General features: G+C 67.2%; 15 protein-coding genes and 1 pseudogene. 6 read left to right on the forward strand and 10 right to left on the reverse strand.

Annotated features, from left to right (window positions below; genetic code table 11):
* The first annotated feature begins 7 nt into the window (after positions 1 to 7).
* A complete protein-coding gene (locus AB5T46_RS03605) occupies positions 8 to 4543 on the forward strand; it encodes a beta strand repeat-containing protein (protein ID WP_370562493.1) in 4536 nt (1511 codons plus the stop codon).
* A 29-nt stretch (positions 4544 to 4572) separates the two neighbouring features.
* A complete protein-coding gene (locus AB5T46_RS03610; protein ID WP_370562494.1) occupies positions 4573 to 5397 on the forward strand; it encodes a glycosyltransferase family 2 protein in 825 nt (274 codons plus the stop codon).
* Positions 5398 to 5440: 43 nt separating this feature from the next.
* Here the strand turns inward: AB5T46_RS03610 and AB5T46_RS03615 are convergent, their stop codons facing one another.
* The 3 genes from AB5T46_RS03615 to AB5T46_RS03625 form a co-directional block, all read right to left on the reverse strand.
* On the reverse strand, positions 5441 to 7201 hold the full coding sequence (locus AB5T46_RS03615; protein ID WP_370562495.1) for an MltA domain-containing protein: 1761 nt from the start codon (positions 7199 to 7201) through the stop codon (positions 5441 to 5443).
* A 6-nt stretch (positions 7202 to 7207) separates the two neighbouring features.
* Positions 7208 to 7771 (reverse strand): OmpA family protein, encoded by a 564-nt coding sequence (locus AB5T46_RS03620; protein ID WP_370562496.1) that lies wholly within the window; start codon positions 7769 to 7771, stop codon positions 7208 to 7210.
* Between the two features lie 143 nt (positions 7772 to 7914).
* Positions 7915 to 9258: a sensor histidine kinase gene (locus tag AB5T46_RS03625; protein ID WP_370562497.1), complete on the reverse strand. Its 1344-nt coding sequence runs from the start codon at positions 9256 to 9258 to the stop codon at positions 7915 to 7917.
* A 282-nt stretch (positions 9259 to 9540) separates the two neighbouring features.
* Between AB5T46_RS03625 and AB5T46_RS03630 the strand changes: the two are divergent.
* Positions 9541 to 9825: pseudogene (locus AB5T46_RS03630) on the forward strand (PAAR domain-containing protein); the annotation flags it as partial.
* A gap of 353 nt (positions 9826 to 10178) precedes the next feature.
* Here AB5T46_RS03630 and AB5T46_RS03635 read toward each other — a convergent pair.
* The 7 genes from AB5T46_RS03635 to AB5T46_RS03665 form a co-directional block, all read right to left on the reverse strand.
* Complete coding sequence (locus AB5T46_RS03635; protein WP_370562498.1) at positions 10179 to 11195, reverse strand: hypothetical protein; 1017 nt, start codon at positions 11193 to 11195, stop codon at positions 10179 to 10181.
* Entirely contained in the window at positions 11173 to 12555 is a 1383-nt protein-coding gene (locus tag AB5T46_RS03640; protein WP_370562499.1) for an N-acetylmuramoyl-L-alanine amidase, read from the reverse strand. The genes AB5T46_RS03635 and AB5T46_RS03640 overlap by 23 nt, the downstream gene beginning before the upstream one ends.
* Before the next feature lie 111 nt (positions 12556 to 12666).
* The gene (locus tag AB5T46_RS03645; RefSeq protein WP_370562500.1) at positions 12667 to 13557 is read right to left on the reverse strand and encodes a hypothetical protein; all 891 of its coding nucleotides are present in this window, start codon (positions 13555 to 13557) and stop codon (positions 12667 to 12669) included.
* 152 nt (positions 13558 to 13709) lie between these two features.
* A complete protein-coding gene (locus tag AB5T46_RS03650) occupies positions 13710 to 15371 on the reverse strand; it encodes a hypothetical protein (RefSeq protein WP_370562501.1) in 1662 nt (553 codons plus the stop codon).
* Between the two features lie 3 nt (positions 15372 to 15374).
* A complete protein-coding gene (locus AB5T46_RS03655) occupies positions 15375 to 16151 on the reverse strand; it encodes a hypothetical protein (RefSeq protein ID WP_370562502.1) in 777 nt (258 codons plus the stop codon).
* Between the two features lie 47 nt (positions 16152 to 16198).
* A complete protein-coding gene (locus tag AB5T46_RS03660) occupies positions 16199 to 16750 on the reverse strand; it encodes a DUF4123 domain-containing protein (RefSeq protein WP_370562504.1) in 552 nt (183 codons plus the stop codon).
* Positions 16751 to 16761: 11 nt separating this feature from the next.
* Complete coding sequence (locus AB5T46_RS03665) at positions 16762 to 18858, reverse strand: type VI secretion system Vgr family protein (protein WP_370562506.1); 2097 nt, start codon at positions 18856 to 18858, stop codon at positions 16762 to 16764.
* Positions 18859 to 19220: 362 nt separating this feature from the next.
* Here AB5T46_RS03665 and AB5T46_RS03670 point away from each other — a divergent pair, with 362 nt between their 5' ends.
* The 3 genes from AB5T46_RS03670 to AB5T46_RS03680 are packed head-to-tail and all read left to right on the forward strand — an operon-like array spanning position 19221 to position 21270.
* A complete protein-coding gene (locus AB5T46_RS03670; RefSeq protein ID WP_370562507.1) occupies positions 19221 to 19808 on the forward strand; it encodes an RNA polymerase sigma factor in 588 nt (195 codons plus the stop codon).
* Positions 19805 to 20350 (forward strand): hypothetical protein, encoded by a 546-nt coding sequence (locus AB5T46_RS03675; protein WP_370562508.1) that lies wholly within the window; start codon positions 19805 to 19807, stop codon positions 20348 to 20350. Before AB5T46_RS03670 ends, AB5T46_RS03675 begins: the two co-directional genes overlap by 4 nt.
* A 14-nt stretch (positions 20351 to 20364) precedes the next feature.
* On the forward strand, positions 20365 to 21270 hold the full coding sequence (locus AB5T46_RS03680) for a DUF4097 family beta strand repeat-containing protein (protein WP_370562509.1): 906 nt from the start codon (positions 20365 to 20367) through the stop codon (positions 21268 to 21270).
* Positions 21271 to 21317: the final 47 nt, after the last annotated feature.

Raw genomic sequence — 21317 nt, forward strand, 5'->3', positions numbered from 1 at the left:
GATCCTCATGCGCCCGCATACCAGATCCGAATCCTACCGCCGCAGCCGCAGACGGCTGGCCCGCCATCCACTGCCCCTTGCACTCGCCATCGCGCTGGCGCCGCCGCTTGCGTATACGCAAGTGGCGCCCAACACGCTGCCGACAGATCCCAGTGGCTTGTCCGGCATCACCATCGGCGATATCCAGACCACCGGCAACACGATGACCATCGCCCAGCCGGGGTCCGGTGCCATCATCAACTGGGAGAGCTTCTCGATCGGCAGCGAGGCGACGATGACCTTCAATCATGCCGTGGCCGGCGGAGTGACGCTCAACCGGGTGATCGGCAACGTCGACGGCATCGCCCAATCCGAGATCCGGGGCGCGCTCAACGCGGACAACGGCCGCGTCTTCATCGTCAATCCCAGCGGCGTGCTGTTCGGCGCCGGTGCGCAGGTCAACGTCGGCGGTCTGGTCGCCTCCACGCTGTCGATCAGCGACGTGGACTTCAATGCGGGCGTGATCAGCGGCAGCTTCGGCTTTGGTCAGGCCGACGAATCCCCCTTCGGCGACATCACGGTGGCCGGTCCGGAAACCGATCCGACCACCGGGCAGACCACGCCCGCGGCGTCGCTGACGGCGGCGCCGGGCGGCACGCTGGCACTGCTCGGCAACCAGGACATCACCAACGGCGGCGCGCTCACCGCCGAACTGGGCTCGGTGATCATGGCGCAGGGCCGGCAGGTCACGCTCGACTTCTTCGGCGACGGCCTGACCCAGGTCGTGCTGAACGGCGACCCCGACGCGGTCTTCGCCACGGTCGGCAATACCGGTACGGGCGTGATCAAGGCGGACGGCGGCCAGGTGCGGCTGGTATCCAACAATACGCACACATCCGGTGAATTCATCATCCTCAACCAGGGCCAGATCCGCGCGCGCACGCTCGAGAACCGCGAGGGCCGCATCGTGCTCAGCGGTCCCAACGGCGTCGTCGACGTCGGCGGCACGCTTGACGCCACCGGCACGGCGACCGGACAGCAGGGCGGCACGATCGAGATCGAGGGTCAAGATGTGGCCATCTTCGGGTTGGCGCTCAGCGACGACGACGGTACGGGCTGTGACGTTGAGGGAAGCAGCTGCATCAGCATCGACGCCTCGGGTCATTCCGGCGGCGGCACCATTACCATCGCCAGCGCCGGCAGCACGTCTGTGACGGGTGACAGCGGAGACGATGTCACGACCGCCGTCGAGATCCGCAGCGATGCCCTCGCCGCCGGCAGCGGCGGCACGATCGAGATCGATGCGGGGACCGTGCTGCAAGTCTCGTCGGGGACGCTGCTCAGCGCGCAGGCCGGTGGCTCCGGCCCCGGTGGCCTGGTCCGCACCGCGTCCGCGGACATCCTCGATCTGCGCGGGATCGAGGTGGCCGCCGGAGGCCCCGGCGGCGCAGGGGCATGGGAGATTCAATCCGGCCGCGGACTGGCCATCGTCGCCGGAGCGAGCGAATTCGGCCCGCCTGGCGGTGTCAGCCTGGTGTCCGACGATTCGATCGGCGGCGCGCTCCGCGCTGGCACGAATGTCGACATCACCGTGCCGGCGCCCGCCACCGGCACGGCGCAGATCAACGTTGCGCCGGGCGTGGCCATCGCCAATACCGGCACGCAACCGGTTGCGCTGTCGCTGACCGCCGCCGGCGGCCAAGTGCTCGCCGGCATCGGCGCGGACGGCGATCCGAACGGTCCGTGGAGCATCCTGAGCAGCGCCGGTCCGCTTGACCTGAGCATCGACGCGCTGTCCAGCGTCGGGTTGTATCAGGGCACGGTGCAGACCAACGGCGGTGCGATCGACCTGATCAGCCGCAACAGCACAACCTATGGCATCGAAGTCGAAGACACCACGCTCGACAGCGGCGGCGGCGACATGAGCGCCACCAGCCTGATCACCCAGGACACCGGCGTCGCCATCAGCGGCGCCACGATCAACACCGAGGGCGGCACGCTGACGCTGCAGGCGCTGGACAGCGGCGGTACCGGCGTGTCGATCGCCGGCAGTACGCTGGATACCCGCATCGCGCAGGACGCCGCCAATGCCGGCGGCGCGGTCACGATCGAAGGCAACAGCCGCGGCGAAAGCGGGATCGACATCGGCGTGCTGCTGAGCGGCAGCAACCTCCGCGGCTCGACCGGCGATATCGCGATTATTGGCCGCACCGCGGGAACGTTCGGCGGCGATGCGGCGGGCGTGTCCGTCACCGGTGGCGAGATCCTTTCCACGGACGGCGATATCGACATCTTCGGTGCGGTGCTGGACAACGCCGGCACCGGCGTGGCGCTGTCGGGCGGCGGCGTGCTGTCCAGCGGCAGTGGCGCCGTCGGCGTGGTCGGGATCGGCGGCATGGAAGACGGCGCCGTCGGCGACGGCAGCGGCGTCTTCGCATTCGGGCACGGCATCCTGAGCGATGGCGGCGACATCGTGCTGAGCGGGCGCGGCGGAGAAGACGGAACGGACGACAGCGGCAATCCGATCCTCAACGAGGGGCTTCTCCTGGGGGCGGGCACGGTCGTCGCCAGCGCTGGCGGCGATATCCTGCTCAGCGGATCGTCGGAGGGCTCGGGTGCGGGCGTCTTCGTGTCCGGCGTGGGCCCCAACGCGCCTGTCGCGGCGAGCGTCGACGCCGGGGCCGGCAACATCGTCCTGCGCGCGGGCAACGACGGCAGCACCACCGCGCTGCTCGTCAACGGCAGCGCCGGCACGAGCGGGGTTGTCGATCTGCGCGCAGGTGAAGTGAACGCGACGGGTGCTGCGACCGACCGCAACACCGCGGCGCTGCAGATCGGCGGCGGGACGGGCGAGTTCGTGTCGATGGCATCGCTGGCAAATATCGCCACACCAGACCTGGTGATCGGCCATGCCGGGCATGCCGGCGCGATCTCCATCGCCGAGGCGCTGGCGCGCACCGGCAACGTGACCCTGCAGAACGCCGGCGGTGCCGGCGGCATCGCGCTGAACGCGGCGGTGAACCTGGGCAGCGGGACGCTCGCGCTGGTCAGCGGCGGCAACATCGTGCAGACGGCGGCGGCGGGCATCACCGCGCAAAGCCTGCTGGCGCGCTCGACCGGCGGCGGCGTCGACCTGACCGCGGGGCAGAACGATGTGTCGGGCAATACCCTGGCCGGCGGCGCGGCGGGCGACTTCGGCTATGTCGACGTCAACGCGCTGGCCATTGGCGATGTGACGGCGTGGGGGTTCGATGCGGTCGGGTCGGCCGCCACCGGACTCGCCGAATCCGGCATCGACAGCGGTGAGGCGGTGTTCGTCCGCAACAACGCTGGCGACCTCACGCTGGGCGCGGACGTCAGCGGCAACGTCATCGACCTGGTGACCGCCGGCCGGTTGCAGAACATCGCCGGTGCGACCATTACGGCGAGCGACCGCTGGCGCGTGTGGGCTGACACCTGGACCGGCGAGCAGCGCGGCGGGCTGGCCGGTTCCGGTTCGCTGCCGAATCTCTACAACTGCAGTTTCGGTGGCCCCTGCGGCGTCGCTGTGCCGACGGCCGACAACCATTTCATCTACCGGCAGCAGCCGACGGCGACGATCGTCATCGGCGATGCCGCGCGCGAGTACGGACTGAACAATCCCGCCTTCGCGTTCGACGTTTCCGGCCTGATCCTGGGCGACCAGGCAGGCATTGCGATCGCCGGCGCGCCGGACACGTCCGCCACCGTCCTCAGCGATGTCGGCGAGTACGCGATCGGCGGCAGCTTCAGCTCGCCGGTCGGCTACGCGATCCCGCTCGATCCGGGCGTGCTGGCGATCACTCCGGCGCCGCTGCTGTTCACCGCGGATCCTTACAGCCGCGTCTACGGTGATCCCAACGGCGTGCTGACCGGTTCGGTCAGCGGCTTCCGCAACGACCAGGGTATCGCCGACCTGATCGGCACGCTGGTGTGGACCACCGACGCCGCGCAGGGCTCGGACGCGGGCACCTATGCCATCGATCCCACGGGCGTCGCCTCGCTGAACTACAGCTTCGTGTCCGATCCCGCCAACGCCACCGCGTTCGAGATCCTGAGAGCGACGCTCACCTACGTGGCCGACCCGTTCACGCGCTTCTTCGGTCAGCCCAATGGCGTGCTCACCGGCACGGTGACCGGCTTCCGCAACGGCGACACGCTGGCGGACGCCACCATCGGCACCCTGGCATTCGTGACGGGCGCCGATCCCGGATCGCCCCCCGGGCAGTACGCGATCACCGGCGTCGGGCTGGACGCGGGCAACTACGCGTTCGTGCAGGCCGCGGCCAACCTCACCGCGTTGCGCGTCGATTTCACGCCGGTGACGCCGACCAGCGTCGACCTGATCCGGCTGCCGACGGACAGCTACGTCTACGACCGCAACATCGGCATGCTGCCGATGTGCCCGGTGACCGGCCCGCTCGACGGCACGCGCCAGGACCAGGAGGGCGACCAGCTCGGACGGGAGTGGGCGCGGGTGCGTTCGCGCCCGAACCTGACCAGCTGCGTGTCGAGCGAACGCAGGAACGGCTGCGGCGACTTCTGAGCCGCGGCCGCACATCGGGAGTCGGCACAGTGCACATCGACATCGCCGCCGACGTCCTGCGCCGGCGCCGGCTGTTCGTCGCCACCCCCATGTACGGCGGCCAGGCCAGCGGCCACTACGTCATGGCCATGTGCGAGCTGAGCCGCTGGTGCGCAGAGAACGACGTGGCGCTGCAGACCTGTTTCCTGATGAACGACGCGCTGATCACTCGCGCCCGTGCGCGGATGGTCGACGAATTCCTGCGTTCGGACAGCACCCATCTCATGTTCATCGACGACGACATCGGCTTCGACCCCGGCGACGTCATCTCCCTGCTGGCGCTGGCGGGCGAGGACTCGGCCTACGACGTGATCGCCGCCGCCTACCCGAAGAAGGACATCGCCTGGCAGCAGGTTCTCGCGCATGCGCGGGCACGGCCGGACGCGTCGCCGGAAGTGCTGCAGGAGACGGGCCTGACGTTCGCATTCAATCCGCTCGACGGCGGTGAACGACACGAGGTGCCGGCAGATCGTCCGCTGGAAGTGCGCGAGGCCGGCACCGGCTTCATGATGATCCGGCGCGACACCTTCGCGCTGTTCGACCGGCATTACCCCGAGTACCGCCTGCGTCCCGGCCCGGGCGGGAACGGAACGGCGGCGGCGGCGCAACCGATGATGCTGTACTTCGAGTGCGGATTCGATCCGGACACCGGGTGCTATCTTTCCGAGGACTACGCGTTCTGCCAGCGCATCCGCAAGGCCGGCGGACGCATCTGGCTGTGTCCCTGGATGCGGCTCAGCCACGTCGGCGCGCATGTCCACAGCGGCAGTCTGGCGGAGGCCGAGGGTTGGAGCCATGGCTCGCCGCATTCATGACGCCGCCGAGGCTGCTGCGTTACCTCAGGAATTGTCAGCGGTGTCAGTCCTCGACGCAGAGGTCGGGATCGGCGATGACGCAGTCGGGCAGCGATGCGCGGGAGCGCAGGGAGCGCAGCGCGGGACCACCGGTTCCCTGCGCGGCGGTGACAACTTGTGTCTTCGGCAGCAGCAACCACATCTGCGCGACCTCGTTGGTTGCCAGCGCCAGCCGTCCGGCGGTATCGCCGAAACCCCAGAACAGGTCGCCGCGGACGCTGCCGCGGATGGCGCCGCCGGTGTCCTGGGCGAACATCAGCCGCCGCATGGGACCGTTGCCGGCCGGGTCCGTGGTGGAGATGAAGACCGGCGAGCCGAGCGGGGTGGAGCGCGGATCCACGGCCAGCGAGCGCCCTGCGGTCAAGGGCACGCCCAACGCGCCGACCGGGCCCTGCGGGCCGTCCCCACTGCTGCGGAAGAAGACGTAGCTCGGATCCGGAATATTGGTCAGCGCGGCGGGAACGCCGCCGCTACCGGCAAAGGCTTGTCCGGCGGGCGATGGCGGTGTGGAGGTCGCGGCAGCAGTGGGGGGCGTCGCCGAAGCGGGCGCCGGTTCCGGAGCCGGGTTGGGCGCCGGCACCGACGCGCTGCCCCCGCCCATCAGCGCGGCGATGATCGCCGCGACTTCCGCATCGTTGCCGGAGATCCCCGTCGCGGCAGCAGCCTTGGGCGGCGATGACGGGGTTGGCGCGGGGCGCGAAGCGGGCGATGGGGGTGGCGTGCTGCCGCCCTTGCCCTGGAACAGCGCGATCAGCCGCGACACTTCATCGTTGACGGACGCGGAAATGGCCGGATCGGACCGCACGTCGCTGCTGCCGCCGGCGCTCAGGCCGCGGGTCTTGATCGCGCGCAGCACCATGCGCGCGTCGCTGCCGCGGGTGATGTTGGGCAGGAACGGGTGGCCGTTCTGTTCGGCGTAGGAAACGCGGATCAGGCTGCCGTCCTCGAGGCGGATCTTGCCCGAGCCCTGCACCTGCATCGAATACAGCCGGTCCGGCGCGCTCACCCAGGCCAGTACCGGCGCGTCGAGCGCCCGGAGCTCGATGTCCTGGCGCGACCAGTAGGGACGCACGTGGTCGCCGTCGATGCGCACGCGCAGGCGCTTGTCGCGGATGCCCGGCGTGATGTCGTCGAGCGCGAGCGTGTATTCGCGCGCGCTGGCGCCGCCGGCGGAGGCGGGGAGCAGGCGATTGCCCTGCACGCGCAGCCACTGCCGGGTCCCTCCGGCACGCGCGCTCGCGTCGAACAGCAGCAGATCGGCGGGCAGGCCGTAGACCGGATAGCGGAAGACGTCGTCGCGATCGCGCCGGCCCTCCAGCAGTGGTTCGAAATAGCCGGTGAGCAGGCCGTCGGCTCGGCGCGCCGGCGACAGGATGCGATAGGCGTGGAAGTGGCGCTGGAAAAAGCCGCGCAGTGCGGTGTCGCTGCCGGCGTCCACGGCCTCGAACTCGGCGCACGCCGTGCTCCAGCCCTGCTTGCGGCGCAGGGCCGCACAGCTCTGGCGCATGCCGTCGGCGCCTTCGTGCAGCGTGTCCTGGTTCCAGCCGGGCAGGTCGCCGAAACCGATCGGTTCGAAGACCGCGTGACGGGTGGCGAACGGGCGGCCCAGGTCGGCGCCGCCGTCCTGCGCCGACGCCGGCGCCGCCAGCAGCGGCCACAGGGCGGCGATCAGGGCGATCCGAAGGCGAGCGGCGCGCCCTGCGCCTGACTGGCTGGAGACGGATGCGGGACTGTCCATGGTGTCTTGCGCCGGTGTCGTGCGCATCGCGGATCAGCCGCTGGCCTGCACTTCGACACGGCGGTTCTCGGCGGCGTTGGGATCGGCGCTGTTGAGCAGCTGGCTCTTGCCGCGGCCGCTGGTCTGCAAACGATCGGCGGGCACGCCGTTGTCGATCAGGTAGCGCTGGACCGATGCGGCGCGGCGTTCCGACAGGCGCTGGTTGTATTCGGCCGAACCCACCCCGTCGGTGTGGCCGACGATCGCGAAACGGCGCGTGGTCAGCTCCGGCGATTTCATCGCCAGCGCCAGATTGTTCATCGTCGTCTGCGAACTGGGCGAGATGGCGTCGGAGTTGAAGGCGAAATGGATCTGCATCGAGATCGACGCCGTTGCCGGCGGCTGCGCCGCGCTGGTCGCGGACACCGCGGCGCCGGGGCGCAATGCGCGCGTGCCGGGCACCGGCGTGTCCTGCGCGCCGGCGGCGCCGAGATCCTTGATGATGTCGTCCACCGAGGGCTGTTGCTCGCCATAGTGGGTCTGCGCCGTGGCGGTGGCCGCCAGCGCGAGCAACGCGACCGCCAACACGGCGCGCACGGATACAGGCTTGCGGTTCATTTCCGGTCTCCGGTCACTGCGGCCGTGCCCGTGCTGGGCCCGGCTTCGCACGGGGAAAGTGTGGCCGCAGCTTGCCGGGAATTCGATACGCCGCATGTTCTATGCCGATCAGCGTGTCGGCCGGGAGGTGCGGATCCGGCGGTTCAGGACCTGCGCGTACTTTCGCCTCCCGGAGCGGGGGCGGTGCGCTCCGGTGCGAGTCCGGCGTTTCCGGGCCCTGGTGACGTACCGTCCTCGCGAGCCGTCTTAGGCGGCGCGGGCAGCCGCGACTGCGTCCTGCGCCCCTGCCGCGCCTCGGACTCCAGCAACGCCAGTGAGAGCACCGTGGCGTCGTCGGGCCGTGTCGCGGCGGTTCCGCATGCGCGCGGGAAATCGACCGTCACCGTATTGCCGTGCCCCTGCGCCGAGCGTGCCCGGATCTCGAGGCCCAGCAGGTCGACGATGCCGGCGCCGATGGCCAGCTCCAGGCCGGCATCGCGGTCGTCCCCGTTTTGCGCGCGCTGCAGCAGCGCTTCCAGCGGCGAAGCGGCGCCGACAAGGCCGAGGGCGTCGCCGTCGTCGCGGACCTGCATGCGGACGCGCCCCGCCGCCGGCCGTGCCGCGACCAGCACGCGATGCCGTGCGTTGCGGACGGCATGCCCGACCAGCGCGTGCAGCAGCGTACGGACCAGCGCGGGATCGCCATGCACCTGCAATCCGCTCGCATGCCAGCGCACGTCGACGCCGTGATCACGCGCCGTACGCGCGACCGCCGGCCGCAACCGGTCGAAGACCTCGCCGACCGGCAGGACGGCCGGCGTGACCGGGACCTCGTGGCGCAGCAGGCGCGAGATCTGCTCCACTTCGTCGATCACGTCGGCGATCTCCCGCACGCTCGCCTCCAGGCCCTGCAGGGCCCGGCGCTGTGCCGGCAAGGCATCGCGGTCGAGGCTGCCGGCGAACAGGCTCAGGGCGTGCAGGGGTTGCCGCATGCGGCTGCCGGCCAGTACCAGCACGTCGGACTGGCGCGGCGCTCCGGCGATCGCTTGCGGCAACGGTGCCGCAAGCGTGTCGCCGGGCGGCGCGCCGGAGGGACCGGAGCGACCGCCGCGCGGGCGGCGCGACGCGTCGTAGAGGCCGCACAGCAGCAGCAGCGCCAGCGCCGCGAGCATGCTTTGCAGCCAGAAGTCGCGCCGCTGCTGCGCGGTCGCTGCAGTGTCCGTTGCCGGCAGCGGCGTCCGCGCGCGCGCCTGCGCGGCGGGCAGGGCGCCGGCCTGCACCTGCATGCCTGCGTCCTGGCCGGCGTGCGCGCGGGCGGACGTTGCTGCGGCCGCCGTGGCTGCGCTGGACGCAGGAACGCGTTCCCCGCCATCGCGCTCCAGCACGGATACGCGAACGGCGCTGAGCAGCAGCGCCGCCAGTACGAGGCCGCCGGCCATCGCCCACAGGTGCACGCGCGACATGCGCTGCAGCCGCCGGCGCAGGTTCAGGCGCGCGCGCGTGGGCATGCATGGCGCGGCGTCCTTGCGCGATCCATCGATGGTCGGAAATGGGTCATCGGGCCTCCCCGTATCTCTGCGATCCGGTGTTCGTGACGATCCTGGGTGCATCTGTACGCCAAGCGCCCAGGCGCTTCGATAGCCCGTGCGCGCTAGGCGCAAGGGGCTTCGGAGGCCGGCGGCTATGGCGAATTGCATATCGCCAGCGCGCGCACCGGCGAGGAGAATCCGGGTCGTTCCCGTCGCGAAGGCGGCTTCGCGCCGCCGGCGACGTTCGGCAAGGAGACGGAGATGCTGCCTGCGGCAAGGCTCACCGACATGCATGTCTGCCCGATGTGGTCGGGCGTGGTGCCGCACATCGGCGGGCCGATCCTGCCGCCCTGCGCGCCAACGGTGCTGATCGGCGGATTGCCAGCGGCGCGCGTGGGCGATCCGGCGACCTGCGCCGGTGGGCCCGACGTGATCGTCACCGGCTCCGCCACGGTGCTGATCGGCGGCATGCCGGCCGCACGGATCAGCGATCTCACCGCGCATGGCGGCGTGATCGTCGCCGGATGCCCGACCGTCCTGATCGGCGGGCCCGCGCCGCCCGCGCCGCCGCCGCCGCCACCGCCGCCCGACGATCTCAGCCCCGAAGAGGTCGCGTTCATGCAGGCGGGGAATTCGCCGGAGGACCTGGAGAAGTTCCGAGCGGAGAACGGCTAGGGCGATGCAGCATGCCCTGTGGGAGGGCGCGTAGAGCCGAGCTCGGCTTGCAGGCTCAGGAGCCGGGAACAGCAAAGCAAGCCCGTCCTGAGCTTGACGAAGGGCTCCGCGCTACGAGTCCCTCCCACAAAGGTCAGAACAAACTCTCGAATCATGGCCGCTGGCGGCGTCGGCCGCTTTCGGCGCGCCTTTGTGGAGGACCGGAAGGTCACCGGTTCGCCATCTCATTGCCATAGGAGTTCGAGAACCATTAATCCAAGGTACGCAGGTTCAGGGGTCACTCTCTCGGCCTCGACGAGGATATGCCCTTCCACCGAAACGTCGAGAATCTTGAGTGCGGCACCGCGAACGAACGACGGCAGTCCGACCTGATCAAGTTTGGCTCCCGCCAGATCGTAGATATAGAGATCCGTGGAATCCACCTCCTCGTGGGCAGGTTCGCCACTCAGGCTGATTTCGCCGATGAGGGTGCTGCTGTCCGGCAGCCAGGTCCAGGCGTGGATGATGGGAGGCAGTCTTGTGGTGTGCTTGGTTAGCCGATTAAACAGGACATGTTCGGTGTTGCCGTAATACACAAGGAGCTTGTAGGCGTCCGGGCTGAGCGAGACTCCATAGATCTTCTTGTCACCCCGAAAGAGAACGCCGCCGGCTGCGTCGACGACAGTGCTGGCATTGTCGTCAGGCGCAACGACAGCGGGGCCACGATCCTCGTATGCGATCAGGGCGCGCTCATCCGTCCCGGCTCCCGGGATGCGTAACGGAATCGTGCTGATGGCGGCTCCCGGCAGCGCGACATCGAACCGAATGCGATGATCCTTGCCGAATGTCCAGGGGAGCGACAGCGAGCCTGCAGCAACGCGCGTGGTCGGGATCAGATCGTTCGTGTCCAACAACCGGAAGCGGCCGCTTTGATCGCGCGCGACCACGGTCTGCCCGAGCCAGCCGACCGGGGACAGTTCCCCGGCGATATGGCGCGTCGTACCTTCCGGCAAGGACACAAGCACCCCGCGATTGTCGATCCCAACGAGGATGTGTCGCGGATTCTCCGGGGAGAAACGCGCCCATTGCGGGCGAGACTCCGGCTCGAGCGGCACCCGGGCAACCAGTCGAGAGTCGATATTGCCGGGTGCCGTCGACTCGGCTGCCCGGCTCGTATTCGTCGTCAGGGCCAGTACTGACAACACGATGCCGAGCAAGTCCGTCAATCTGTGGCACGGCTTACGGCTGATTGAGCAGGTCATCGATGATGGCTCCGGCAATGGCGTTGCATATCGCTTGGCGGTTGGCGGTCGCGTCCGGCCCGGTATTGAGGTTCTCATCGACCCTTTGCACGTCGATGAAATCGACCTCCAGCAGGCAGGCGCGCGTTTTGTGGTGGGCGGCGTTATTTCCAAGGGCCGAGTCGCGCAGCGGACCCCGAGTGAAGTCGTTCAGATTCTGCGCCCGATCGCTTACTGGGTTGACAGCGAGAACGGCGTCAACAACCCTAGTGGCAAATGCCGCGTCGTCTGCATGATTTAGCTGGTCGACGCCGTTTGTGCGGACAAAAATGGTGGTTCCATGAGCCACTCCGTTGAATGCGTTCATATGGATGCTCAGCAGGACATCCGCAGAATTGTCCCTGGCGACGTTGGCTCGTGCCGCAATACCCAAATTGACATCGGCGTTTCGAGTCATGTGGACCTCGATATTGTGCGGGTCCGCATTCAATGCATCCCGGACCAGTCTCGAAAAATCGAGCGTCATGTCCTTCTCGAGAACGCCGCTGAAGCTCGTCGCGTTGTTCGGGCTCGATCCGCCCACCACAGCGTTACCGCCATGCCCCGGGTCGATGACAACGACGGCCTGAACCTCGAAGTCTACCTCGGTGACACAGTCAGGGCGGTCGACCATGCGCACGCCCAGGCGCCCCTTGTTGAATGCGACCGACGGCATGTTGATTCTGACCGCAGCCGTACCGTTGGCGTTGATCGTACTCCGATGGGTGGCGGCATCGAAATTGAACCCAGGCTCGGCTTCGATGTGCGTGTTGTGTCCTGCGGGCAATACTCCGCGCTGCACACCGTCGGTCAGGACGCCTCCCTGTATCCCGCTGGGCGAAAAACTCCATTCCACAGATTTGTTCCGGGTAAAGGCAGTGGGCACGAACTTGAACTTGATCGTCCGATGAGCCACCCGGTCAGCAATCGGCAGCAGGTTCATGTTATTGACGTCGGGCAATTCAACGATCGCAGCTTCGGGATCGAACAGCCCTTCGCGCTCAACCGCAACCACCGTGACGCCTTTGCTCGCCAGTACCGCCCCCGCGGCATCCTGGCAATGCGCTTCGATAACGGCATCTCCAACGGTGGCGCTACCGGTGTTGCCTGATATCTGGAATTCCAGCCAGGACCCGTCGCTGGGAACGGTCACGGTCGTGCTGGCATCGCTCGCGCCAGGGAATCGGAGGCGACCGTCGGGGTTGGTCAGCACCGTGGCTACGTCGTTCGCCGGGCTGCCTGTCGTTCGAATCCGACAGGTCAAGGTATGCCGCGGATCGTGCGTACATTGCATCACCCAATCGTCATCTGAGGTCGACGTGTTGTTGATTTCGATCTCCATCGGCGGACACTGCAATGGACACGGCGCCGTGCTCCCGGGCGGGCAATTCCCGGTTTCGCTTTCGCTTGGTTTGGGTGTCTTGCTGCTCCAGCACATGGCTGCGATAACTCATCAAGGAGTGGTGTTCCGGTAGGGGCGTTTATCCGGTGGAGGAGCGGTTCGCTTTTCAGCGCCGTAGCCTCGTCTGAGGGTGGTCAGAAGGCCTTCCCCCGCGTCAATCTTGTCTAATCTGGTCTCCAGCTCCGGCCATTTCTGCAGTACCTCCGCGCGCCTGGATGCAAGTTCCGGCTTGGGCAGGCGCGCCGCCAGCAATTCATACTCCAGGCACGCGGCCTCAGGGGAGAGCACGGATCCTTGAAGTTTGCCCAGCCCATCCATCGAAAGGTTGGCAATGCTTTCCTGTCCGTAGGCAGCCCTGTGCAGGAACAGATGGAGCGAGAGCTGCCGACGCGTCGGTTCGCCAATCTCTTCAGATGCCGAGATCGATTCCCAGTTGTTGGTGAGAAAAGGCTGCCAGGAACCATAATCTTCTGCATTGGCTCGCAACCCGAGCCGTCTCAGTCGTGCGGCTTCGATGCCTTCCTTCGATGAAGGTTCGATAAACTCCATTTCCACGGGAGGCGACGATGCGAAAGCCCCGGCACTGATGTAAACCGAGAACCGGACCTGATACTTTCCCTTGTCCAGTGACTGCCCAAACTGGGACAGGTCAACGAGCATTCTGCGGGACTGCTTGGACATCAGCGTCGTGCGGAAGAGATCCTGATCGCGGAAGGTGAAAGAGGGGCCGAGTCGACGCGCCGGGCCGCCGTTGGAGGGAACAATGTTCACGGCGAGAGAGTCGATCGGATTGACAAGGCCAAGGTCGGCGATGTTCAGATAGTCTGTGTCGGCGCTGTCGTTGCGCAGCGTGATCGCGACGAGTATGGGGTAGCCCAGTACGTATCTGGGTTCCGATGCTACGGATATCGAGAGGTCATGGGATTCTGCGGTTTGGTTCATGAGAGATGCTCCTGCCATTGCGTTCGTAGTGTTGCGTCCAGTCACGTTGCTGCAGGACAGTGCGGCCAGGCAGATGACTGCGAAATACCATGGCTTCTGGAATGCGGTGACCGATTGGCATGTGAATTTCATGGCATGTTGCTTTACGATGATCACCACCCGAGGCCCGGGTTGTCCTCCAGGTGGTAGTCCCTGATGCTGATGATGTGCGGGCCGCACATGTTTGCCGACTGCTTGTTTTGCGTCCAGGCGATGGGGGCCCTCGGAGACGCGTCGTTAAGGACGAACTGAAACCAGTAGTTCATGCAGCAGGAGGTCCGGCCGGCCTTGCTCTCCCAGTCCCAGTTTCCGCACTTGTGTGCATTGTCGAACGCATGGCACAGCTCATGGCACAGCGTCACCAGCACGCTGGATCCGGTCAGGTTCTGGGTGAATACCATCAGTCTTCCGCCAAAGTAGTGTTTGCCTCCGACGCTGGCCCCACCCGGACTGATGCCGGCGGTCACCAGCGCATCGTCCCCGGCGCCGAGCACTTGTATCGGGATGGTGGCACCCGCCGGGAAACCATAGTGCGAAAGATTCGCGTCCAGGAATGAGTTGTCCGGGTCGTCCACCTCGTGGAAATCATGCGGGTTGATGATCACGTCTCGCCCGGACCTCGCTGACACGCTGAACTTGATATGGATTCCGAAATCGTTCGGCTTGGGTGGGGACATGCCGGCGATCCTCGCGGCATTGAATACGCGTACAACTTTAGGTGCGCCCGCGAGCGTGGTGCCGATAGGGAGGCGCACGCGGTCGCCGCGGGCTTCGGCATTGCCTTCGTACAGAATGGTCGCCGTCCTGGCGGGAACGAACCGGTTGGCTGCAACCATGAAGAACCAGCCGCCTTGTCCTTCGTGCGTGAACTCACCTGAAACGCTGGTGCAATAGTCCTCGCATGCCGCAAAGGCGAGGCCGTCGTTGGATCCCATCGCGGCCATGTCCGATGGACCGGTCACGACCCGCCTTTCCGATACGTCCACTTGCACGCAGGCCATATCGTAGTGTCTGGCGATCTGGTCGACGGGCAGCTCGTTCGCCGAATTCATCTTCACATACTCGATTTCAACCCGGTCCCACACCGTCATTACACCGGTTTGGGCGGCATTCGACACGCTGGCGCTGGGATGCGCCCCCTCGGCCTTGATGCGATAGTTGTCCCCGGCATTGTCGCTGACGTGGAATCTCACTTTGCTGCGCCGAGTGGCGGGGTCGACCAGCGTCTCATCGCCGGAGAGCGCATATAGCGGGTCCACTTCTTCAAGGCGCGCCGTGGCTGTCGCCTTTCCTCGCGGATTGTTGTCGTTGTTGTTGGCACCGGATTTGGTTATGCCGCTGTAATCGTTCGGGTCGATCAATCGTCCTGCATCGGCGTGCACATTTGCGGGTTCATTGGTTGGGTCATCGGGATCCTCAATCGTCCATTTGATCTTGGTGTCGGCTGGAATAGGGCATGACGATGGGGCGACATCCAGTTCCACAGTCAGTTCGATGTACTGCTGGTCCTTCCGCCAGGCGCCGTCTAGCGCCCGGTTTGTGAATATTCTTCCCTTGTCGTCGCCACTGGTGTAGCCGGCCTCGTAGCCGGAGTTTTTCGTTGTTCCGGACGGCCTGGTCGGCCGGTCATCGACGCCGGGTTTGTGCAATCCCTTGATTTCGATGATTCGTGCCGTGAGTTCCAGGTTGGCACAAGGGCAGGGCGCGGTCGTCCCAGGCGGGCAGCTTCCTGCGCCGCTTTGGCTCGGTGCGGGTGTCTTGGCGCCCCAGCACATGGCTCAAACTCCTGCCTCATGCGGGACCTTCCACCACTGCCGCAGCATTCCGATCGCCCTGATCTGTAGCTTGTCGACGCGCTTCTTTTCGGTGCTGATCTTCTCGTCGTTGAGGATCTTCGATGCCCAGGGCAATAATGGGTCGTCGTCAAAGCCAACTCCCAAGACGAACATCAGGGTGATGAACAGGGTCAGTCCGCGCTCGCCGCGGATGCGGTGGCGGGCCGCTTCGCCGATGCCGGTGGCGATGAGGGCGGCAATTGCGGCTTCGCCGGCATAGGTGAACTTGGCAGGGAATACGCGCCGCAACTTCGCCTTAACGTCGTCTGCGAAAGTGGGGAGCGCGTTGGGCGGAACGGGCGTGTCAGGCGTGGTCCGCAGCTGTTGCAAGTCGTTGACGAAGCGGGCGGTAACGGGGGTGCCTTCGGGGTCGCGGTAGTCCGGCACCAGGTGACGGATGTACTCGTGTGCACGGTCATAGAGACGGTCGCCGCGTGCGACCTGGTCGCCGGAGACCTTGTCGTTGAGGATCTCGGCGGCCCAGGGCATCAGGGGGTTGGTGTCGAAGCGGCCGCCCAGCAGGCACATGAACTCGATGTAGGTGCGCACGCAGCATTCTGCGGTCATTTCGTAGTGCCTGGCCTTGTCCCAGCCGAACTGGATGACGCGGCGCATCTGCTCCTCGCCCAGCAGGTTGCAGTGGCCGGGAAAGTATTCCTGCAGGTGAGCGAGCGTGCGGTTTTCGAAGGCGCGGATCGCGGCCTTCTCGATCGCTTCCATCTGTGATTTCCGCATGGTGAGCATCGCAGTATTCCTTCGGCATCCGCTCATGCGGGGGAGATCGGGAACGTCTCGCGCCGGAGCGTGCCCGCGTCGTTGGAGAAGCGCAGCAGGACGTGGTTGTCCGGTGCCTCGTCTTCGCCGAGATAGCATTGGACCGGCCCGAAGAATTCCGCCAGCTGGGCCTTGTCGCAGGTCGGCAGGAAAATCCGCAGCACGCGCGGGTCGTAGTAGCGGAAGTACATCGGTTTCAGGTCCGGGTCGTAGACCATCAGGAACTTGCGCAGGTGGCGTCGCAGATCCCGGAATGCGGCGGGCGAGCGCAGGAAGATGCCCCAGCTGTCGCCCCAGCCTTTTCGGATCAGCATGTCGGTGAAGGGCAGGTCCCGCTCGAGCTTCACCAGGTAGGGCGCGGCCTGTCTCAGGTCGGGCGCGAGTTCGCCGGTGTAGAGGCATTCGAACTCGCATTGCGATTCGAGGACGGCGGGATGGATTCCGGCATTCCGGGCGCCGTCCAGCACCGCGTACAGCCGGCCATCGTCGCCTCGGGGGGCGGCCCAAAGCGCGTCGATCATCGTTTCCGGGCGAGTGTCGGTCATCGGTGTCGGGCTCAGGCTTGCTCGGCTTCGCGCGCCTTTTTGGCGGCTTCGCACTTTTCGCAGAAGGGAACGCCGCTCTTGGCAGCTTCCGTGAGCGTCGCCGCCTGGGGGCCAAGGGCACTTGGTCTTGAACCGGCAGAACGGGATTCCATGACTTCGCCCGGTTTGGCCTTGTCGGCTTCGGCGGGCGCTTTGGGGGCGGTGGGCGAGCATCCGGCGCCGCTGCCTGCGCTACCGCCAGCGTTGAGCATTACCATCGTTCCCTGGATGAACACGCCGGCCGGATTCAGGTTGATGAAGTTGCCGCCGACCTTCAGAGTGAGGCTCGCCCCGGATTCAAGAACCAGATTGACGCCTGCCTTGAGATGGATCTCCATCCCGGCATCGAGCGCGTGCTTGATGCCGACCTTTTGCTGAAGGTCCACGCCTGCGTTCAGTGAGACAGTTCCTTCCACCTTCTCGTTCTGGTCGCCCTTGATGGTGAGGTGCTTGTCGCCCCCGACCTTCTCCAACTGATCGCCGTCGACGATCAGGTGGCGGTTTTTTCCGATCCACTCCAGCGAATCGTTCTTTACGCGGTTGTCCTGGTTGCGCTCGGCATGGACAAAGAGTTGCTCGCTGCCTTTCTTGTCCTCGAAGCGCAGCTCGTTGAAGCCGCCGCCGCCCTTGGAGGAATAGGTCTTGAACGTGGACTTGGTGGCCTCGGCCGGCAGCGGATAGGGCGGCATGTTCTCGCCGTTGTACAGGCAGCCGACCACGATCGGCTGGTCCGGGTCGCCTTCCAGGAAATCGACCAGCACCTCCATGCCCATGCGCGGGATGAACATCGTGCCCCACTGCTTGCCGGCCCACATCTGTGCCACGCGCAGCCAGCACGAGCTCTTGTCGTTGGCCTCCTGGGTGCGGTCCCAACGGAACTTGACCTTGACCCGCCCGTACTTGTCGGTGTGGATCTCCTCGCCGGCAGGGCCGACCACCGCGGCAGTCTGCGGTCCATGCACGCGTGCCCGGGGCGTGGTCAGCGGTGCGCGGTACTGCACAGCGTGCGGGATACACGAGAAGCTGTTCTTGTAGCCGCTTGGGCGGCCAAGACCGAGGTTGTTCGTGCCGCTGTGCTGCACCGAGGTCAGCAGGTACTCGGTGTTGAACGTGTCGTCCACATGGTCCGTCAGGGTGAACTTGTGGCCTGCGGTGAGAATGCGCACGCGGCTCTCGCCGTCCAGCGTTTCGTGACCGGCTTCCTCGGCCTCCATCATCACCCGCGCCAGCGCCTCTCCGCGCTCGCGCTCGACGTAGCCACCGGGGTGCACGAAGCGTTCGTGATTGTCGATGTCCGGCAGATGCACCACCGTATCGATGGTGACCTCGAGCTCGGTGCCGGGGCCGGGGCGTTCGAAGTCGTAGTCGCGCAGCACGAAGCGGCCGGTGTGAGTCTGTTCGCGCCGCATCAGCCGGGTGACGCTGTCGTAGTCTTCGGCCATCGCCTCGTCGTGGAAGGGAATGACGTCCGGGTCCAGCTGCGGGTTGTGGTCGCGGTTGTCGGTGAGGATCAGCTGCTCGGCCTCGGGCTCGTGGCGGAAGAAGTAGTAGATGCCGGCGCGTTCGAGCAGGCGGGAGATGAAGTCGTAATTGGTCTCCCGGTACTGCACGCAGTAGGTCTGGGGCGGATGCTCTCCGGAGAGCTGCAGCCCGTAATCGGTAAAGCCGAAGTCGGCGAAGATCGCCTCGACGATCTCGGGGATCGTCTGATCCTGGAAGATGCGCGAGTCCTCATGCTGCAGCAGCTGCCACAGCCAGGGCAGCAGGTCGCATTCGTAGCCGAACAGCTCGCCCTCCGCGCCCTCGGGCGCGCGCACCCTGCCGGTGTGGAGGAAGCGGGAGACGATGCCGGCCCAGAAGCGGCCGCCGTCCCAGGTCTCCACCCGCAGCGTCGCGCGTTTGCCGATCAGCTCGTCCGGCCGGATGTCTGGGCGCTCGGAGACCAGTTTGAACTTGAATGCGTAGGGCCTGGACAGCGTCTCGCTGCCTTCCATCTCGTGGATCAGCAGCACGTCCTCGCCGAGCGGCGTGTTGAGGACGAACATGCGGTGTTCGGTGGAAAGCGGCATCGCTGAGGTCGGGACGGTGCGCTGAAGTCGCGTCGCTCGATATCGTGCGCGGGACGCATCCGCGTTCCCATTCGCGGAATGGCATAGCCCATGCGGTCTATGTATCGGTCCGATTGCCGCCTCCCGATGGCATCTGCGTCATTGGTTGGGGGAGCAGACCTGCACGGCGTCCGGGGGCATCCGCACGTCCAGGCCTAGCCGGATTGCACCGCCACGCCTCTGTGTCTGCCGGCGCCGCTGCGCGACCGGCGGGCGGCGTCCCGATGCCGCGGAGGGCGGCGAAAGGGTTGCACGGGCCGGTGACACCTGCCTCGCGCGATGGCGGTTTAAACCTTTTCGCGGCGCGCCGCGTCCAAGTGGATATGCTCAGCATCGCCATGCCCACGCCAGCCTCCGATCCCGAGATCGAGACCGCCCCGGACGACGAGGCGCTGGTGCGCGCGGCGATCGCCGGCGACGTGCAGGCCTATGCGTCCATCTACCGGCGCCACGCGCCGCGGCTGTATGCGGTGGTCTGGCGCATCTGCGGCCGCCATGCGGCGCGCGCCGAGGACGTGCTGCAGGACACCTTTCTCAAGGCCTGGCGCTCGCTGCCGGGATTCCGGTTCGAGAGCGCGCTGGGCACCTGGCTGCAGCGGCTCGCAGTCAATACCGCGCTGATGGAACTGCGTGCGCGCAGCGGCAGGGACGATCTCGATGCCGGCGACGACGGCCTCGATGCGCTGGCGGCGGTCGAGGGCGAGCAGCGCTGCACCGGGACCGGCCTGGACCTGGAGCGCGCGGTGGCGACGCTGCCGCCGCGCGCCCGTGCGGTGCTGGTGCTGCACGACATCGAAGGCTGGAAGCACCACGAGATCGCCGAGGAACTCGGCATGGCCGTCGGCAGCTCCAAGGCACAACTGCATCGTGCCCGCGGACTGTTGCGCGAGCGGCTCGGAGAAACGGCATGAACGACCACGACGACAATCACGACCACGACGAGCTGACCCGGCGCCTGCGCGCCCTGCCGCGGCAGATGGTGCCGCCCGCGCGGGCCTGGGCGCGGGTGGCCGAACAGATCGGACGCGAAGGGCGGGGGCCGGCGCTGCATGCCGGCCGCGGGCCGCGCACGCGCCGGCCTTGGCGGGCGGTCGCCGGTTTCGCCGCGGCGGCGTCGGTCGCGCTGTTGCTGGCGCTGGGGGTGTTGCGGGTTCCGGGCCCCGCGCCCACCGGCCCCGCGATCGCGACCGTGACCGTGACCGTGACCGAACGGCAGGCCGAGCGCCTGACCGGCGAGTACCGCGCGGCGCTGGCGGAGGTGCCGGTGGAGCGGGTTCCGGAGGAACTGCAGCCGGCACTGGCGGAACTCGACCGCAGTGCCGCCGCCATCCTCGCCGCCATCCACGAGGCGCCGGGGTCCGGTTTCCTGCTCGACCAGCTGCAGCGCACCTACGCGCAGCGGCTACACCTCACCCGGCAGGCCGCCTTGGGCGCGGCCGCCCTGCTGTCCTGACAAGGAGTACACCCATGCGTATCCGAATTCCCCGCCTGGCCGCCGCCACAGCACTGCTGCTGGCGCTGTTGGCGCCTGTTCCCGCGGTACTGGCGCAGGCCTCGATCGACGAACGGCATCCGTTGGCCTCCGGCGGCCGGGTAGAAGTGGAGAACGTCGCCGGCAGCATCCGGGTCAGCGGCTGGGACCGCGACGAGGTGACGGTCACCGGTTCGCTCGGCGAGGGCCAGCGGCTGGAAGTGGACGCCAGCCGCAATCGCGTGCGGGTGGAGGTCATCTATCCGCGCAACTCGCGCGGCGGGCGCGGCGCACAACTGGAGCTGCGCGTGCCCAGGGGCGCGGAACTGCAGGCGAGCGCGGTCAGCGCGGATGTCGACATCACCGAAGTCGACCTGCGCCGGCTGCAGGCGAAGTCCGTCAGCGGCGGCGTGAACGTGGCCGGGCGCGCCGGCGAAGCCGACCTGGGCAGCGTGAGCGGCGCGATCCGGGCGCGCATCGCCACCCCGCGCCTTGAGGCCGGCACCGTCAGCGGCCGCATCGAAGTGGACGGTGGCGTCAGCGGCGACGTGCGCGTGGAATCGGTGTCGGGCCCGATCGCCCTGACGGCGGCGAAGATCGAACAGCTGCGCGGCGAATCGGTCTCGGGTGGCATGACGGTCCGGGCCGGCGCCCTGGCACCGGGTGGGCGCATCGTGCTGGAATCGGTCAGCGGTCGCATCGGCCTGCAGCTGCCGGCCGACGCCTCGGCGCAGTTGCGCGTGTCCAGCTTCAGCGGCGGCATCGAGTCCGACGCGGGGGAGGTCCAGCGCCAGCGCTACGGGCCGGGCCGCAATCTCGATACGCGCCTGGGCGGCGGCGACGGCGACGTATCGATCAAGTCGCACTCCGGCAGCGTCCGGGTGGACATCGGCGGACGCTGACGAGGGCCGCCCGCGCACCGGCTCCCGGCCCGTACGCGGTGCCGGCA

It is taken from the genome of Luteimonas salinilitoris, from assembly GCF_041300785.1.
GTDB classification, from domain to species: domain Bacteria; phylum Pseudomonadota; class Gammaproteobacteria; order Xanthomonadales; family Xanthomonadaceae; genus Luteimonas; species Luteimonas salinilitoris.